The following is a 16,935-nucleotide window of genomic DNA, read 5'->3' on the forward strand; positions in this document are numbered from 1 at the left end:
GCGGATTGCCCTGCTGAGTTTTTCAGTGACTGCGAATCATGGTTCCCACGCCTTGGTCTGTCAGAATTTCAAGCAGAAGGCAGTGAGGAACACGACCGTCTACCACGTGAACTGAGTTTACTCCGCTTTTTGCCGCCTCAATCGCGGAAGACAACTTGGGCAGCATTCCGCCTGAAATGGTGCCATCTTCAAACAGTTCGTCAATCCGCTTGGCAGTAAGGCCGGTGAGCAGCTTGCCATCTTTGTCCAACACCCCGGGGGTGTTTGTCATCATGATGAGTTTTTCAGCCTTCAGGATTTCGGCAATTTTCCCGGCGACAAGATCTGCGTTGATGTTGTAGGCCATGCCGTCTTCACCAAAACCAATCGGAGAAATAACGGGGATGAAGGCATCGTCTTGCAGGGCTTTCACAATGGCCGGATCGATAGACGCAATTTCGCCCACAAAGCCGATGTCGTGGAATTTTCCCGGCTCGCTTTTGTCAGCAAGTTTCATTTTGCGAGCCTGAATGAGCCCACCATCCTTGCCGGTTAGACCAACCGCCTTGCCGCCATGCTCGTTGATCATCATGACGATGTCTTGCTGTACCTGTCCACCCAATACCCATTCAACCACTTCCATGGTTTCCTCATCGGTGACACGCATGCCTTGAATGAAGGTTCCCTGCTTGCCAATGCGGCGCAATGCCTCGTCAATTTGTGGGCCGCCGCCGTGAACAACGATTGGGTTGATGCCCACCAGCTTGAGCAATACAACGTCGTGTGCGAAGGATTTTTGCAGATTGACATCGGTCATGGCGTTGCCGCCGTATTTGACCACCACGGTTTTGCCGTGAAAACGGCGAATGTAGGGCAGAGCCTCGGACAGAACTTTGGCTTTGATTGCAGAGGTAAGGATGTCGGTCGTCATGAGTTGTCCGGGTAGAAACTGGGCACAAAGTGCATTTTAAAGCGAATCTACCCGGACAAAGACGACAAGAATGCCGATCGACGGATTCTAGAGGATGAATTGGGCCAGATCCTCGGATTTGGCTGCTTCACCCAGCCTGGAGTCCACAAACTCTGCCGTGACTTTGACCTGCCTGGCCTGACCATTGGCCTCGAATGCCACCTCTTCGAGCAGACGCTCCATGACGGTGTACAAGCGGCGAGCGCCGATGTTCTCGGTTTTCTCATTCACCGTGAATGCGATTTCCGCCAGCCTGCGCACCCCTTCGTCCGTGAATTCCAGCTCGACACCATCGGTGACCAGCAAGGCTTTGTACTGCTCGGTAAGACAGGCATCGGTGCTGGTCAGAATTCGCGTGAAATCTTCAACGGTCAGCGATTCCAGTTCAACCCGAATGGGGAAACGCCCCTGTAACTCAGGAATGAGGTCGGAAGGACGGGACAAATGGAAAGCGCCGCTGGCCACAAACAGAATGTGATCTGTTTTAATCATGCCGTATTTGGTGTTGACGGTTGTGCCCTCGACCAGTGGGAGCAAATCACGTTGAACCCCCTGCCGGGATACATCGGTGCCGCGCCCATCGGCTTTCGTGGCAATTTTGTCGATTTCATCAAGAAACACAATACCGTCTTGCTCGACCCTTGAAATCGCTTTGGCTCGAACTTCCTCTTCGTTCACACGCTTGGCGGCTTCTTCGTCCTGAATTGCCTTGAGCGCCTCGGACACTTTCATTTTGCGCAGCTTTTTCTTGCCACCGGACATGTTCTGGAACATGGACTGCAACTGCCCGGTGAGCTCTTCCATGCCGGGAGGACCGACCACATCCAGCGACGGAGAGGCCGCAGCGACTTCGATCTCGATTTCCTTGTCATCGAGCTCGCCAGCAAAAAGCTTTTCGCGAAAACGAATGCGGGTTCGATTTTCATCGGGCTCTGGCGCTTTCTCGGTGAAGCCAAAATCACGGGCAGGCGGTAGCAAAGCATCCAGTACACGATCGAAGGCAGCAGTTTTAGCCTCTTCGATAACGCCAAGTTGGGCTTCTTCGCGCACCTGCTTCAAAGCGATTTCAATCAAATCACGAATAATGGTGTCCACATCGCGCCCCACGTAGCCGACCTCGGTGAACTTGGTGGCTTCGATCTTGATAAATGGCGCATTGGCCAGCTTGGCCAATCGACGGGCGATTTCGGTTTTACCCACGCCAGTTGGGCCGATCATAAGAATATTTTTGGGCGTAATTTCCTGGCGCAGAGGCATGGGCACCTGCATGCGACGCCAGCGGTTGCGAAGTGCAACCGCCACAGCACGCTTGGCGGCATCCTGGCCAACAATGTTCTTGTTGAGTTCTTCAACAATATTTGAGGGTGTAAGTTGAGTCATGGCGTTAACCTTTGCTGCCAGATGCTTCGGGGGCACCCAACACTTCAATGGTGTGATGTTGATTGGTGTAGATACACAATTCGCCGGCAATGGTCAGCGATTTCTTGACGATCTCTTCTGGTAACAGTTCGGTGTTTTCGAGCAAAGCCTTTGCCGCGGAATGCGCATACGCACCGCCACTACCGATTGCCACCAAACCTTGCTCGGGCTCCAGTACATCGCCATTGCCGGTAATGATCAGGGAATGATTTTCATCGGCCACGGCCAGCATGGCCTCGAGCCTGCGAAGCATGCGATCGGTACGCCATTCTTTGGCCAGCTCTACAGCCGCGCGCAAAAGGTGGCCCTGGTGCTTCTCGAGTTGGGCTTCAAAATGCTCGAACAGGGTGAACGCATCGGCCGTACCGCCAGCGAAGCCTGCAAGAATTTTGTTGTGGTGAAGACGCCTGACTTTGCGGGCTGACCCTTTGACCACAATATGACCCAGAGTAACCTGCCCGTCGCCTCCCAGCGCGACATGCTGACCTCTGCGTACTGACAATATGGTGGTGCCGTGATATTGCTCCATGCCTATCCTTTGGTTGGGGTGTTGCGCTTTGCGCGTCGATTTCCCGATATGGGGACAATCAGGGCAAGATCAAGTCTTGTTTGATGACCGGCTGAACCTGAACGAAGGCACTGAGTTCGATGGCGGCCTCATTGGCCTGATCGATGCTGGTGAATGGGCCCACCAGTACCCGGTGAACGCCCGCTTCGGAAAGAATTTGACTGGCTTTGCCGAAGACCTCGTGATTGGAAGACACTTGAGACACCAGGGCTTCCGCGTTGTTTTTGTTGCCGAAGGCACCAATTTGCAGATACAGCGGAATTCGATGGACGGGCACCAATGCGGAGGTATTGCTCATGGCAACCTGCTCAACCCGCACACCATTCTTGGCCACCACTGTGCCATTTTTTTCGGCATGGTACTGCGCGATTGCGTCGGGAGTCATTTTTTCAACGAGTACTTCAGCGCTACCTTGCTTGATGTAGTCCAGCTGATACGCGGCGGCATAACTGAGATCGATGATTCGGCCACGTAAAAATGGCCCCCTGTCGTTGACCCGAACAATAACAGACTTGCCATTGGCCAGATTGGTAACCTTGGCATAACTTGGCAAAGGCAAAGTGGTGTGCGCTGCCGTCATTTGATGCATGTCGTAAATTTCACCGTTGGCAGTTTTTGCACCATGAAATTTTTTGCCGTACCAACTGGCCCGACCTTTCTGGCTGTAAGGCTCTTCGAGAGAAGTTTGCGGCGTGAAATCCTGGCCCATGACGGTGTAAGGCCGGGTATTGCGAATTGCGATGGGCTCGAGCTGTGGTTCGGCAGAGGGCAAGTCGTCGAGGTTTGCCGGACGCAAATCGCCGGGACCATCATCCAGATAATAGCCACCACCTTGTGGAGCTGGCTCCCAGTTTTCATGTTTCACCGGCGGAGGCACCGAGGGTTTGGCCACGGTTCTCGCTGGCGGCGACGAAACAGGCTTGTCCAGAGGAACGCTGGAGCAAGCCCCCAGGATCAATGACAGCGATGCAAAAGCAACAAACCGGACAACACCACCGCGCATAGAATCCTCCTTCATCTTTTCCCCTGATTTTCAGGCCTGGCGCTGTCGTCGGATCAAGGCCTCGGCCACACGAATTGCATTGTCTTCAGAACCCGCGATCGATGCGGAGGTGAAAAATTTGCCATCAACCCCAAGGGTAGGAACGCCATCTGCACCGTAAGCTTCAAAAATCGACTTGGCTTGCGCACATTTCGCATTCACACCGAATGATTTGAACATGTTGGCGAACTCTTCGCGCTTCAGACCGAGAGATTCGGCAAAGTCGAAAATTTGTTCATCATTCGCCAACTGCTTTTTGTCTTTGTGCATGGCTTCGAATACCTTGCTGTGGGCCATATCAAGCTTGCCCATGGCCTCTAGTGTGTAATACAGGCGCTGGTGACCCTGGAAGTTGACACGCTGACTTTGATAAACGATCGGGATTTTGGTAAATACGACATCGCTGGGCAGCTTTTTGTACCAGGCATTCACCTTGGGCTCGAAGTTGTAACAGTGAATGCAGCCGTACCAAAAGAACTCAACCACATCAATTTTGCCGGGGGTGGAGCGAGGAACTTCCCGACGTACTTTTCGGAATGCGCCCGCATCTTGTGCCAAGGCCGGGGACAAGCCGCCCAAGGCACTTACTACGCCCAATGCAACTGCACTTTGAATTAATTCACGACGCTTCATTTTCTTTACTCCTTGACCACAGTTGCCTCGAAACCGCCTTTGGTAAGGGGGATTCGGGCCTGATAGGCTTCGTTCGCACTGCCGAATGGCCCCACACGAACGCGGTTTACAACATTGCCGTTGACTTCGCCCACGGCAATTTCGGATTCTGTGCCCACAAACGCCAACTGCGCCCGCAGTTGCTCGGCGTCTTCTCGATTTCGAAAACTTCCCAGCTGCAGAAAGTAAATGGCCTGAGCCACAGGTTCAATTTGTTGAATTGGAGTGCCATCACCGGTCTGAGGTTCCGTGCCCTGCTGAAATGGATCGATGGTAACCACATTGCCCTGATTGGCATTGGCTTTGCCATAAATGGCAGTGTTGGGATCAGGTGGACTGTTACCAGGCCCAGGCGACACATTGGGCACAGCCCCTTGCGTTTCGGCGCCCGAGAAAGGCAGTTGGGACTTGCTGACAAACAACGCCACTCCCAGCGCAATCAAAAGCCCAAACACCATGCCGAACACGAATGCGGGGATGGTATTTCCAAGGGATTTTTTGACTTGAGGTTTCGCTTTGGGTTTCGATGATTTTGTAGATGCCATTGGGGGTTTGAACCTGTCCTTGAGAAACTGAGCCTAAATTATGCCCGAAGGCGACCTGCAGATGCGACCCAAACGCGCAAGCCGGCTTTTGGGATTGCCCTCATGCTGTAAAGTGTAGCCTTCATGGGCAAAAGCTCGAAATTTGCTTAAAAATCTGCAATAAATAGGTGCTTTGTGGGTCTTGACTATCTAAAACGCATACTGACCGCCAAGGTTTACGACGTGGCCATTGAAACACCGTTGGAACGTGCACATTCCTTGTCTGTTCGCACTGCCAATGAGGTGTTGCTAAAGCGTGAGGACATGCAAGAGGTATTCAGCTTCAAGCTGCGCGGCGCTTACAACAAGATGGCCCATTTAAGCCCTATTCAACTGGAACGGGGTGTGATCGCCGCATCTGCAGGCAACCACGCGCAAGGCGTTGCATTGTCTGCAGCGAAGATGCGCTGCCTGGCCACCATTGTGATGCCCACCACCACCCCAGCCCTGAAAATCGACGCTGTGAAACGCTTTGGCGGCGACTGGGTGAATGTAGTGCTGTTTGGCGACAGCTACAGCGATGCGGCAGGACATGCTACCGAATTGGCGCAAGCCAAGGGCTTGACCTTTGTGCACCCGTTTGATGACCCAGATGTGATAGCAGGACAAGGCACAGTGGGCATGGAAATTTTACGCCAGCACCAAGGTCCCATTCATGCCATTTTCATTGCGATTGGCGGCGGCGGTTTGGCTGCTGGAGTGGGTGCTTATGTAAAGCAGTTGCGCCCCGACATCAAAATCATCGGCGTGCAAACCGTGGACTCCGATGCCATGGCGCAAAGCCTGGAACAACGCAAACGCGTGACGCTGGCAGAGGTTGGCCTGTTTTCGGACGGCACCGCAGTCAAGCTGGTGGGCGAGGAAACCTTCCGCCTGTGCGAGAAATATGTCGACGGCGTTGTTCGCGTGACGACTGATGAAGCCTGCGCTGCAATCAAAGATGTTTTTCAGGACACACGCAGCATTCTGGAGCCAGCAGGGGCCCTGGCTGTAGCCGGCTTGAAACAGTATGCCGCTGAAATGGGTCTACAGAATCAAACCCTGATCGCCATTTCCTGTGGCGCAAACATGAATTTTGATCGTCTGCGTTTTGTGGCTGAACGCGCAGAAGTGGGTGAGCAACGCGAGGCAATTTTTGCCATCACTGTGCCAGAGGAACGCGGCAGCTTCAGAAAGTTTTGTGATTTGCTTGGCCCCACCAATGTGACGGAGTTCAACTACCGCATGTCCGATTCGGCCAAGGCCAATATTTTTGTCGGCATTCAAATTGGCAGTCGCACGCAAGCAGATGAATTGCAACAACGCTTTATCGCATCTGGTTTTGACGCACTGAACTTGACTGACGATGAAATGGCGAAGCTGCACTTGCGGCACATGGTGGGCGGAAGGTCCAATTCGGCAGACCATGAACTGGTGTATCGCTTTGAATTCCCCGAGCGACCAGGCGCATTGACGAAATTTTTAACCGCCCTGAACCCAGGCTGGAATATCAGCCTGTTTCACTACCGCAATCATGGCGCCGACTATGGTCGTATTTTGGTGGGCATTCAGGTGCCGCCTGCGGACCACGGCGAGTTCGACAAGTTTGTAAAACAATTGGGCTACCCGGCGGTGAATGAAACGGAGAACCCGGCGTACAAGCTGTTTTTGAAGTAAGTTAGCACTCGTCATCCGCATCAAACGCTTTGTCACCCGCGCCGTCTTCAAGCGCCGCACCGGGGCGAATGGTTTCGAACGGAAACAGCTTGCGATCCATCAGGTGCGAAGGCACCACGGTGGACAGGGACGTGAACAGGTTGGCGATCCAGCGTGGGTTGTGTTTCTCCCACTGATTGAGTAACGCCGCCATTTCCTTGCGCTTCAGGTTTTCCTGACTGCCGCACAAGTTGCACGGAATGATCGGGAAATTCTTTTCTTCGGCATACCGCGCCAAGTCCCGTTCCCGGCAATAAGCCAATGGGCGAATGATGGTGTGTTCGCCATTGTCGCTGACCAACTTCGGTGGCATGCCTTTCATGCGACCGCCGTAGAACAAGTTCAGCAACAGTGTTTGCAAAATGTCGTCTTTGTGATGCCCCAAAGCCACTTTGGTGGCACCCAACTCGGAAGCAACACGGTACAAAATACCGCGGCGTAACCGTGAACACAAAGAACACGTTGTTTTGCCTTCGGGAATCACGCGTTTCACAATTGAGTAAGTGTCTTGTTCTTCAATATGAAACGGTACGTTGATGCTGCGCAAATAGTTGGGCAGCACTTCTTCAGGGAAACCGGGCTGCTTCTGATCCAGATTCACGGCGACAATGTCGAAATGAATTGGCGCACGCTGACGCAACAGCAACAAAATGTCGAGCAAGCCATAGCTGTCTTTGCCACCGGAAAGACATACCATAACTTTGTCGCCATCTTCAATCATGTTGAAATCTGCAATGGCCTGGCCCACTTGCTTGGTCAGGCGTTTCTCAAGTTTGTTGAACTCAAACGCGTCTTTCTGCTCGGCCTTGTTGGGGAAAATCGTGATGGTTTGCATGATTAAATACTTTGCGAAGATTTGAAGCGGAATACCTCGACACCGGCTGATTCACAGTCGGGATAGACCTCGGATTTTTCAGCGCGAACACGGGCCGCGAGTACCTTGGGGTGCTCGAGTACCAGCGCCAGGGTTTTGTCCACCAGCGTTTCAAGCAAGCCAATGTGGCCCGACTGAATGAGACCGTGAATGCCCGGGCGAACGAAGTCGTAATCAACGACATCGACCAGCAAATCACGCTCGGAAGGGGTGGAGGCGCACTTTACCCAAAAATCAATGTTGATGCGCACCGCCTGCGTGCGCCCCAACTCTTGGGGGAACACACCGATGGCAGCCGATACATCGAAATCACGAATAAAAACGCGACGGCAGTCGGCGAGGCGAGAATCAAAAAACCAGTCTGTCATGGTGTCATCATGCTGAAATCGCGCGCCATGGGCACCAGGTGCTGCCCGCCATCCACAAGAATGGTGGTGCCAGTGATTGCGCGGCTTTGCACCAGGAACAACACCGTGTTGGCGATGTCTTGGGGCTCGGAGGATTTGTTCAAAGGCGAAATTCGGTGTGTACTCTCGAATTGCGCATCGGTTTGCAGGTGCGATATCAAGGTAAGGCCTGGGGCCACGCCGACCACGCGCACCTTGGGGGCCAATTCCATGGCCAACATGGTGGTGGCGGTCTCAAGGCCCGCCTTGGTCAAGGTGTAACTCAAGAAATCAGGGTTCAGATTTTTCAGCTTTTGATCAAGCAGGTTCACCACGACAGCTTGCTCGTTGTCGGGTACATGCTGAAACAGGCGTTTGGCCAATTGAATGGGTGCAGCCAGATTCGAGGCCATGTGCCGATGAAAAAGCTCGGGCTGAAAGGTTTCGCCAGAATCGAACTCAAACAATGACGCATTGTTGACCACGCAACGGATGGGCCCGGTTTGTTCGGCTGCGTCGAACAGGGCTTCAACCTCGTCGGGCTTTTCAAGATCGGCCTGAACCACCACACACTGCACACCCAGGGCTTCAATTTGCGCCGCTGTGTCGCGGGCCTCAGCCAGCGAGGAACGGCAATGCAATACGATGGACCAGCCAGCGCGCGCAAGCTCGAGCGAAATGGCTTTACCCAGTCGCTTTGCGCCCCCTGTTACCAGGGCATATTGAGGATTGGCATGTGTCATCGCTGTGTCATCGCTGTTTGATCGGTTAGAATCTGAAAACCGAGGATACTCACCATCAAGCAAACAAGGGTTCACTTCAAGGCTTTGATTTTTAAAAGAAGAACCCGCTATTCTAAACCAGACCTGCCCCATGCTGTCGAATTTTAATCACGCCACTCGCTTTGACGAGTTCATGCGATTTGCACTGTACGACCTGCAAAATGGCTACTACGCCAGGGGCGAGCAAATTTTTGGTCGCCAGGGTGACTTCGTTACTGCACCCGAACTAAGCCCCCTGTTTGGACAAACGCTGGGGAAAGCCCTGCGTGACGTGCTGCCACGCTGCAATGGTGTTGTGTATGAGTTTGGTGCCGGAACCGGGCAACTGGCTTGCGATATTCTTCAAACCGCAGGGGATTTGATTACCCAGTACAACATCGTGGATGTGTCGGCAGGATTAAAACCCGTGCAACTGGCCAAGTTAAAGGCACTGCATGGCCCGGAAGTGGTGCAGAAAGTGCATTGGCTTGGTGAATTGCCGGATGAACTCCGCGGCGTAGTGTTGGGCAATGAGGTGCTCGACGCCACCCCGGTTCGTCGATTCAAATGGCAAAGCGACGGGCCACTTGAAGCTTGGGTTCAACACCTGAACGGCGAGTTGCGCTGGGTATGGAAACCAGCCGACCCGGTTTTAGCCACCGCCATTTCTGACCTGCAATCGGCCCACGGTCCCTGGCCTGAGGGCTATGAATCTGAAATTGCAGAGCAAAGCACCGCGTGGGTAAAAACAATGACGGAGCGCTTAAACGGCCTTGCGCTGATGATTGACTATGGTTTTCATGAAGCCATGTACTACCACCCTACGCGCAGCAAAGGCACCTTGCGCGCGACAAGCCGCCACACAGCACATGATGATTTTTTGGTGAAAGTGGGCCAACAGGATTTGACGGCCCACGTGAATTTCAGCGCGGTGTATGAGGCGCTGACAAGCTGCAACGGCGAACTCGAAGGCTATGCACACCAAGGCGAATTTTTATTGGCGCATGGCATTCTTGAACTGGCCCAACAACAGCCTGATTTTACTCACCCGACGCGTGGCGCCTTGATGCGTCAACATTTGAATACACTGCTGAACGAAGCCGACATGGGTGAAGCATTCAAAGTGATTTGCTGGAGCAAAGGCGTGAACGCGGAGGGCACACAGTTGGCCCAGATATTTTTAGACAAGGACCGAAGCGGAGACCTTTAACTCAGGATGCTGCTTGCGATTCGCAAGGCTTTAGCTCGCCTTTTCTGTTCAACTCAAACACTGAACGCATTGATTCAATTTGCGTGGCATTTCCCCGAAGCTCAAAAAACACACGCACCGGACCAAGTCGCTCCCGAATTTGAACCCCCACGACACCACGCCGGGCCAGGTCAGCCTTCTGAACATTCGCCCGATCCAGGTCCCTAAACAAGCCCAATGAAATAGTGCCTTGCAACGGCCCAGGTGTGGTGATGTAAAACATGTCGGTAATACCCTTGCCAGAGAGTTGGTCAATACCGACCCCACTGTTCACAATGTCTTGCGGCAGGTAAACCACGTAGCCTACTGGCACTTGTCGTTCGAGCCTGTCAGTTTCCCCGCCCCAATTCAGCAAGGCCTCTTGGACGCGCGCAGATTCACTTTGCAGCAATGGGCCCCACAACAGGCATTCCTGATTGAGTTTCGGATTCTCGAACACCTGTTTACTTGCATTTTCAATTGCACTGTCGAGCTGGGCTTGCCCCTGTTTCAAATCAATTTTAGGGGCCACGGGTGTAGGCGCACGAATGACATCAACAGCCTGATCCCAGGGGCGCTCTACGCCGACCCACTCAGCACGCAAGCCAGGCGAATCAATCGCTTTTTGCGAACTGCTGTTTGTAACAACACCCAAACCCAGCAAGACCAGATTACCCAATAGCAGGAACACAGCCAGAACACGCCAACCATTCATGCTGCCGCACCTTTCTGACCCAATAGATAATCAACCAACAAACCCTTGAACACAGCATGCTCAAGCAGCTTGGCCTGCGGCAAACTGGCCTGCATCATGGGTGCAAACCCACCCGAGAGCCACACCACGGCAGGCTCACGATGCTCCTGCTCCAACTGCGCCGCAATTGACTGCACCATTGCTGCCTGCATGCGACCAACGCCTTGGCCAATTGCCTGCTGCGTGCTGACAGGCCAAGTGTTGGCAGTGGCGAGATTGAAATCCACCTTGGGCAATTCAGCGGTGTTGGAATGCAAACTTTGAAGCATGGTTTCAATGCCCGGCACAATGTATCCGCCCAAGTGTTGCCAGTGGGTATTTTTGACCACGATGTCGAACGTGGTGGCCGTGCCAAAGCTCACCAACAAATTGACAGCAGCCTGGCTGACTTGAGTCAACGCCATGCATGCCGCCCATCGGTCTTTACCCAAAGCAGCTGGGGTTTCGTATGCCGATTGAACCTCGGCATGCCTGTTCACAGTCAATACATGCAGGGCCACGCCAGCAACCTCGCACACTTCGCGCACTGACCGTTCGAAATCCGGGCCCAAGACATTGCTGAGCAACACCGCCTGCACTGGGGACTGAGCATGATCCAAACAAGGCGCAAGTTGCTGGTGCAACAACTTCGATGCGCCAGAGAAAGGCTTAAAACCTGTGGTCGGGTGACTGAAAAAAGCCGAGGGTTGCTCAAACGGCAAACTGACGCTCGCGTGCAAGCACCACTTCACCAACGTGTTTCCTGCGTCGATACACAACAAACTGCCAGTATTGCTCACAGCCGCACCCTCAATGACAGATCGCCCGCATGAACTGCACGCAGGCCCTGTTCTGTATTTACCAAATACGCACCTTGCCGGTCAATTCCCATGGCCTCGCCTGTAAAACAAACCACCCCTTGGTCTTCCACTTGCACTGGATTGTGCAGCCAGGAATCACGCCGGGTGAATTCAGCAAATATCGCGTCAATTCCTTGTACGCTTGCCATGTCAATCCATCTCAAAACCGAAAACACGACCTGCTCGGCCAGGTTGCGCGATGAAGGCATACTAGACGCTGGCAAATAGTTCGACAAACTGGTGGCCCCCCGACCGGAAAGCGCGTCGGGAACATCGACGGGCTGAATATTCAGCCCAATCCCGACCACAGTGACTGCACCCTGCCCGGTTTGAAAGGATTCGCACAGCACACCGCCCAATTTTTGTTGGTCCGCCAACAAATCATTGGGCCACTTCAGGTGCACGGGTACATTCCATTGCTCAAGAACCTGAGCCACTGCCACGCCGACGCAAAGCGGCAAGAATGGCATTTGCAGCCCCGCCATGGGCAAGCCCAAAGACAGGCACAAACCAGAACCGGGCTGCGCCTGCCACACTCGCCCGCCACGCCCGCGGCCAGCAGTTTGCATGTTGGCCAGCACTGCCGCAACACCCGACACTCGCCCCTGCTGGTAAGCGCGGCTGAGATAATCATTTGTTGAGTCGACTGAATCGAGTTCGATCCAGTGCACTTCGGCTTGGGTTAACATCGGATGACGATTATTTCAGGCAAGTTGTGAAATTTCGCCCATCTTAACCCTCGAATGGGACTCAAAACCAAGGAACTGCTCAAACCCAATGTCACCAATCCATTCCAGCCTGCTGAAAAGAACCCCATACACCGGGATTCTGATGTTTGCGAGTCTGTATGCGTGCATGGTCATTCACCTGAGCCTGTTTCCTTACAGTGACTGGCGACACATTGGCATTGGTCCTTTTGAATTTCTGTTTGGCCCCTGGATACCCGTGCATCAAAAAGTACTGTGGGCCGATGTATTCATCAATATCGGGGGCTACATTCCGCTGGGCTTTCTGATGCTGCTGGGGCTGAACCGGCAGCCGCGTACATTCGACAAAATACTTGTGGTGCTGGTGTGTGCGCTGATCTCGCTGGCCCTGGAATCGATGCAAACATTTTTGCCAAGCCGGGTGCCTTCGAAAATGGACCTGGTCACCAATGCGATTGGTGGCGCCTTGGGCGTATTGGCGGGTATTTACGTGACCGCGCACCACCGAATTGCCCCATTATTAAACCGCAGAATTGAACATTGGCTGATTCAGCGTGCATGGATTGGCATGGGCTTGCTCAGCCTTTGGTTTCTCAGCATTTTACCGCCGCAAAACCCGACATTCAGCACAGGGCTGTGGCTGGGTAATTTGCTGGAAATACCCGGCCCGCTGCAGCACAGCACGCCATTTGGAATACCCCTGGAGGTATTGCTGAAAATTGAAACAATTGCCCCCACATTCATCAACTATTGTTTTTTGATGTGCGCCTGGATGGTTGGCCTTGCCCAGACCCATGCTGGCTCGCCACGAACACGACTCTTGATTGTGTTGATTGCGCTGACGCTATTGATTCGCTTGCTTGATTACCTGGTACTGGCACCCATGTCGGCGTGGAGCTACTTGGGGCAACGTTGGTTTGAGGCCAATAGTTTGGGCCTGCTGATCGCCTTTGTGGTAGCACTGACCATTTCGATGATGCAGGTGTTGCCCCACCACATGGCTCGCATCGGCCTGCTGCACTTGTTGGGTGGGTGGTTGATCACCTTGCTTTTACCCGGTGTTTACGACCCCGACCTGGGCAACCCAGGCAGCGGCATTCTGGCAATTTTTCGTAGCCTGCAAGAGGCCGGGCGCTGGGTGAGCGAGTTGTGGCCAATTTTGGCGCTGACTGTTTTGACCTTTTTGAGCCTGCCCGAGCGACGTTTTCGGCGATAATAGGAACCATACCCTGAGCAATCACGCGGATTCACCCAGCCATGAGCTACTTCGAGAAGCACGTTTTCTTTTGCACCAACCAACGCCCCAACAATGAAAATTGTTGCGCAGATTGCCACGCATCGGCAGCGCATGCACACGCCAAGGAGCGCATCAAAAAGCTGGGCTTGAATGGACAGGGGAAAATCCGGATGAACAAAGCGGGTTGCCTGGACCGTTGCGATGAAGGCCCCGTGATGGTGGTGTATCCCGAAGGTGTTTGGTACACCTATGTGGACATCTCGGACGTGGATGAAATTATTGATTCTCACTTGGTGGGCGGTGAAATCGTCGAACGCCTGCGATTGCCATGAATCCGAAAACCCGACATGAACTGTGGGACGGCCACGCAGGCCCGATTGAAGTGTCTATTGACGAGCCCACCGCAGCGATACGCGGCTTGGCGGTCATTGCACACCCCCACCCTTTGTTTGGCGGCACCAAAGACAACAAAGTTGTTCAAACGCTAGCGCGCGCGTTTCTTCAAATGGGCTACACGACCTTGCGCTTCAATTTCAGGGGTGTCGGTCAAAGCGCTGGCACGCACGACAACGGTCAAGGCGAAACCGACGACCTTGCGCAACTGACTGAACAGGCCCGCACAACTTTGCTGCCCGTGGAGCTACAAAGCCAGCCGGTTGCCATGGCTGGTTTCTCCTTCGGTGCATTTGTCACCAGCCACGGCGCACAACGACTGCGCGAGGCTGGAATAAACATCGGAAAACTGGTGCTGGTGGGCACTGCCACGAGTCGTTTTGACGTGGCCCCTGTACCTGACAACACACTGGTGATTCATGGTGAAGTCGACGACACTGTGCCGCTAAGCGATGTTTTACGTTGGGCAGGTGAACAAGACCTGCCAGTGATGGTCTTGCCAGGAGTGGAACATTTTTTTCACGGCAAACTGCCTCAACTCAAAGAGCTGGTTGTGCGTTATTACCCAAGCTAAACGCCATCCACTTTCCTTACCCATTTCTAGTACAGGAGCTTTTTACTTGTTTAATTCAGGAATTTCCCGATTCAAACGCCATGTGGGCCAACTTTCATTGGTTCTGGGCCTGGGTATCGGAGTTGCCACGCAAGCGGTTGCCCAATCCAGTGTCATGCCCCCTCCACCCGAAATCGGCGCGAAGGGCTATATGTTGCTAGACCTGACCACGGGCCAAACCCTGGCCGAGTTCAATAGCCGCGAACGCCTTGATCCCGCTTCGCTGACCAAGTTGATGACGGCCTACATGGCTTTTGCAGCACTTGAAAGCAAGCAAATTCGCATGGATCAACAAGTGCCAGTGTCACCCTATGCCTGGAAGGCGGAAGGTTCACGCATGTTTATCGAACCCAACAAGCCAGTCACAGTTGAAGAACTGCTTTACGGTGTGATTGTGCAGTCGGGCAACGACGCAAGCCGCGCGATAGCCGAACTGTTGGCAGGGGACGAAAACAACTTTGCGACACTGATGAACCAGCAAGCCAAGCGACTGGGCCTGACGGACACCAACTTCAAAAACGCCACAGGCCTGCCCGATCCGCAGCACTACACCACGGCGCGCGATCTGGGAGTTCTTGCAAAACGGATCATTCAAGACTTTCCTGAGTACTACAAGAAGATGTACTCGACCAAGGAATACACCTACAACGGCATTCGTCAGCCCAACCGCAACCGCCTGTTGTGGATCGACTCTTCCGTGGATGGCATGAAAACCGGCCACACTGAGTCGGCTGGCTATTGCCTGGTCAGCTCGGCCAATCGCACACTGCCCAACGGAGTTGATCGCCGCCTGCTGTCGGTGGTACTGGGCACCACATCGGACCAGGCCCGCACCCAGGAAAGCCTGAAACTGATGAACTACGGTTATCAAATGTTTGAAACCGTGAAGCTTTATTCAGCCAAGCAAGCCATTAGCACCAGCGAGGTCTACAAAGGCCAGGCCAAAGAGATAAAGCTGGGCGTGAACAAGGACCTGCTGATCAATGTGCCACGCGGCATGGCCAAACAATTGAAGGCCACAGTCGAGAAAAAAGGCACCCTGATTGCGCCAATTCCTGCGGGCACCGAATTGGGCACCTTGAAGTTGACACTGAACGGCGAAACAATTGGTACTGTGCCGCTTCTGGCCCTGTCCACAGCCGAAGAAGCCGGTTTGTTTGGCCGAATGGTAGACTCTGCCAAATTGTGGTTTGAAGAGTAAACAATGAGCACACCGACACCCAGTGAAGGCAAGAAAAGCCTGATTGAGTTTCCGACACACTTTCCCATCAAGGTGATGGGAAAGAATGTGCCTGAATTTTCTCAGGTAATTTGCGATTTATTGCTCAGCATGAGCCCTGGATTTGATGTTGCAGGCGTTGACATGCGCCCCAGCAGCAAGGGCAATTACCTGAGCTTGACCTGCAACGTCTATGTCCACAACCAAGACGAGCTGGACGACATCTACAGGGCGCTGTCCGGCCACGAGCTGGTGTCGGTTGTACTTTGATCAAACCCCGTAACGGGAACGATATTCCTTGACCTTTTCGTACCAGCCGGCCAGGCGAACATTGGCCGCTTGGCGAGTCAACAGGTAGCGCAACAAATCTTGCAGGTTGGCAATGGCCAGCACAGGGATACCATACAACTGCTCAACTTCCTGAACCGCCGAGTGCTGTGTGTCCTGACCATCGCGCATGCCTTTTTCCATGCGATCAAGGGCAATCAGCACAGCTGCGGGCTCAGCCCCGTTGGCGCGAATGATTTCAACGGATTCGCGCACCGATGTGCCTGCCGAAATGACATCGTCAACAATGACAACACGCCCTTCCAGTGGAGCACCTACCAAAGAACCACCTTCTCCGTGGTCCTTGGCTTCCTTGCGGTTAAAGGCGTAGGGCACGTCTCGACCACGGCGGGCCATTTCCATGGTGGCGCCTGCCACCAAAGGAATACCCTTGTAAGCCGGACCAAACAACATGTCGAACTCAATTCCCCGCTCAGCGGTTTGCTCAAGCAAGGTTTGTGCGTAAAATTCACTGAGCTTTTGTAAAGAAGAGCCTGTGTTGAACAGACCCGCATTGAAAAAGTACGGTGACATTCTTCCGGCCTTGGTTTTGAATTCACCGAAGCGCAACACCTGCTTTTCGACAGCAAACTGCAAAAACTGGTCGGAAAGAACCTGTAAATTTTGATTTGAATCGACCACGATCAATCCCTAAAAAACTGACTTCA

The 16,935-nt window shown here is 53.5% G+C and carries 20 protein-coding genes; 7 read left to right on the forward strand and 13 right to left on the reverse strand.

Annotated features, from left to right (window positions below; all coding sequences use genetic code 11):
- Window positions 1–22 precede the first annotated feature (22 nt).
- The 6 genes from argB to P0D43_RS01710 form a co-directional block, all read right to left on the reverse strand.
- Window positions 23–910, reverse strand: a complete 888-nt coding sequence (argB, locus tag P0D43_RS01685) for an acetylglutamate kinase (protein WP_341237816.1) — start codon at window positions 908–910, stop codon at window positions 23–25.
- An 87-nt stretch (window positions 911–997) separates the two neighbouring features.
- Window positions 998–2,329, reverse strand: a complete 1,332-nt coding sequence (gene hslU, locus P0D43_RS01690) for an ATP-dependent protease ATPase subunit HslU (RefSeq protein WP_159569050.1) — start codon at window positions 2,327–2,329, stop codon at window positions 998–1,000.
- A 4-nt stretch (window positions 2,330–2,333) separates the two neighbouring features.
- Window positions 2,334–2,897 (reverse strand): ATP-dependent protease subunit HslV, encoded by a 564-nt coding sequence (gene hslV, locus P0D43_RS01695; RefSeq protein ID WP_159569051.1) that lies wholly within the window; start codon window positions 2,895–2,897, stop codon window positions 2,334–2,336.
- Window positions 2,898–2,955: 58 nt separating this feature from the next.
- Entirely contained in the window at window positions 2,956–3,954 is a 999-nt protein-coding gene (locus P0D43_RS01700) for a septal ring lytic transglycosylase RlpA family protein (protein WP_341237817.1), read from the reverse strand.
- A 15-nt stretch (window positions 3,955–3,969) separates the two neighbouring features.
- Entirely contained in the window at window positions 3,970–4,611 is a 642-nt protein-coding gene (locus P0D43_RS01705; protein ID WP_394673079.1) for a thiol:disulfide interchange protein DsbA/DsbL, read from the reverse strand.
- 5 nt (window positions 4,612–4,616) lie between these two features.
- Entirely contained in the window at window positions 4,617–5,108 is a 492-nt protein-coding gene (locus tag P0D43_RS01710) for an SPOR domain-containing protein (RefSeq protein ID WP_341237818.1), read from the reverse strand.
- Between the two features lie 261 nt (window positions 5,109–5,369).
- On the opposite strand from P0D43_RS01710, the gene ilvA reads away from it, so the two are divergent.
- A complete protein-coding gene (ilvA, locus tag P0D43_RS01715) occupies window positions 5,370–6,890 on the forward strand; it encodes a threonine ammonia-lyase, biosynthetic (RefSeq protein ID WP_341237819.1) in 1,521 nt (506 codons plus the stop codon).
- A 1-nt stretch (window position 6,891) separates the two neighbouring features.
- Here ilvA and ttcA read toward each other — a convergent pair whose 3' ends face one another.
- From ttcA to P0D43_RS01730, 3 genes are read right to left on the reverse strand one after another with little or no spacing between them, the layout of a single operon-like run.
- Window positions 6,892–7,764 carry a tRNA 2-thiocytidine(32) synthetase TtcA gene (gene ttcA / locus P0D43_RS01720; protein WP_394673080.1) on the reverse strand — a complete coding sequence of 291 codons (873 nt, stop codon included), beginning with the start codon at window positions 7,762–7,764 and terminating at the stop codon, window positions 6,892–6,894.
- Between the two features lie 2 nt (window positions 7,765–7,766).
- On the reverse strand, window positions 7,767–8,171 hold the full coding sequence (locus P0D43_RS01725) for a dihydroneopterin aldolase (RefSeq protein ID WP_159569057.1): 405 nt from the start codon (window positions 8,169–8,171) through the stop codon (window positions 7,767–7,769).
- Window positions 8,168–8,932, reverse strand: a complete 765-nt coding sequence (locus P0D43_RS01730) for an SDR family oxidoreductase (protein ID WP_159569058.1) — start codon at window positions 8,930–8,932, stop codon at window positions 8,168–8,170. The genes P0D43_RS01725 and P0D43_RS01730 overlap by 4 nt, the downstream gene beginning before the upstream one ends.
- A 130-nt stretch (window positions 8,933–9,062) precedes the next feature.
- On the opposite strand from P0D43_RS01730, the gene P0D43_RS01735 reads away from it, so the two are divergent.
- The gene (locus tag P0D43_RS01735; RefSeq protein ID WP_394673081.1) at window positions 9,063–10,160 is read left to right on the forward strand and encodes a class I SAM-dependent methyltransferase; all 1,098 of its coding nucleotides are present in this window, start codon (window positions 9,063–9,065) and stop codon (window positions 10,158–10,160) included.
- Between the two features lies 1 nt (window position 10,161).
- On the opposite strand, the gene P0D43_RS01740 is transcribed toward P0D43_RS01735, so the two are convergent.
- Genes P0D43_RS01740 through P0D43_RS01750 form a run of 3 tightly spaced genes read right to left on the reverse strand, consistent with a single transcriptional unit; the run spans window position 10,162 to window position 12,460 of the window.
- Complete coding sequence (locus P0D43_RS01740; protein WP_159569060.1) at window positions 10,162–10,893, reverse strand: hypothetical protein; 732 nt, start codon at window positions 10,891–10,893, stop codon at window positions 10,162–10,164.
- Window positions 10,890–11,711 carry a type III pantothenate kinase gene (locus P0D43_RS01745; protein WP_159569061.1) on the reverse strand — a complete coding sequence of 274 codons (822 nt, stop codon included), beginning with the start codon at window positions 11,709–11,711 and terminating at the stop codon, window positions 10,890–10,892. Before P0D43_RS01745 ends, P0D43_RS01740 begins: the two co-directional genes overlap by 4 nt.
- Window positions 11,708–12,460 carry a biotin--[acetyl-CoA-carboxylase] ligase gene (locus P0D43_RS01750; RefSeq protein WP_341236693.1) on the reverse strand — a complete coding sequence of 251 codons (753 nt, stop codon included), beginning with the start codon at window positions 12,458–12,460 and terminating at the stop codon, window positions 11,708–11,710. The genes P0D43_RS01745 and P0D43_RS01750 overlap by 4 nt, the downstream gene beginning before the upstream one ends.
- A gap of 142 nt (window positions 12,461–12,602) precedes the next feature.
- Here P0D43_RS01750 and P0D43_RS01755 point away from each other — a divergent pair, with 142 nt between their 5' ends.
- Genes P0D43_RS01755 through P0D43_RS01775 form a run of 5 tightly spaced genes read left to right on the forward strand, consistent with a single transcriptional unit; the run spans window position 12,603 to window position 16,210 of the window.
- A complete protein-coding gene (locus P0D43_RS01755; protein WP_341236694.1) occupies window positions 12,603–13,694 on the forward strand; it encodes a VanZ family protein in 1,092 nt (363 codons plus the stop codon).
- A gap of 41 nt (window positions 13,695–13,735) precedes the next feature.
- Window positions 13,736–14,047: a ferredoxin gene (locus P0D43_RS01760; protein WP_159569064.1), complete on the forward strand. Its 312-nt coding sequence runs from the start codon at window positions 13,736–13,738 to the stop codon at window positions 14,045–14,047.
- Entirely contained in the window at window positions 14,044–14,682 is a 639-nt protein-coding gene (locus P0D43_RS01765; RefSeq protein ID WP_341236695.1) for an alpha/beta fold hydrolase, read from the forward strand. Before P0D43_RS01760 ends, P0D43_RS01765 begins: the two co-directional genes overlap by 4 nt.
- 46 nt (window positions 14,683–14,728) lie before the next feature.
- Window positions 14,729–15,922: a D-alanyl-D-alanine carboxypeptidase family protein gene (locus tag P0D43_RS01770; protein ID WP_394673082.1), complete on the forward strand. Its 1,194-nt coding sequence runs from the start codon at window positions 14,729–14,731 to the stop codon at window positions 15,920–15,922.
- A gap of 3 nt (window positions 15,923–15,925) precedes the next feature.
- Complete coding sequence (locus tag P0D43_RS01775; protein ID WP_159569066.1) at window positions 15,926–16,210, forward strand: YbeD family protein; 285 nt, start codon at window positions 15,926–15,928, stop codon at window positions 16,208–16,210.
- Here P0D43_RS01775 and pyrE read toward each other — a convergent pair whose 3' ends face one another.
- Window positions 16,211–16,915, reverse strand: coding sequence for an orotate phosphoribosyltransferase (pyrE, locus tag P0D43_RS01780; RefSeq protein WP_159569067.1), 705 nt, complete (start codon window positions 16,913–16,915; stop codon window positions 16,211–16,213).
- Window positions 16,916–16,935 lie beyond the last annotated feature (20 nt).

Source organism: Limnobacter sp., from assembly GCF_043511195.1.
In the GTDB taxonomy this organism is placed as follows: Bacteria; Pseudomonadota; Gammaproteobacteria; order Burkholderiales; family Burkholderiaceae_B; genus Limnobacter.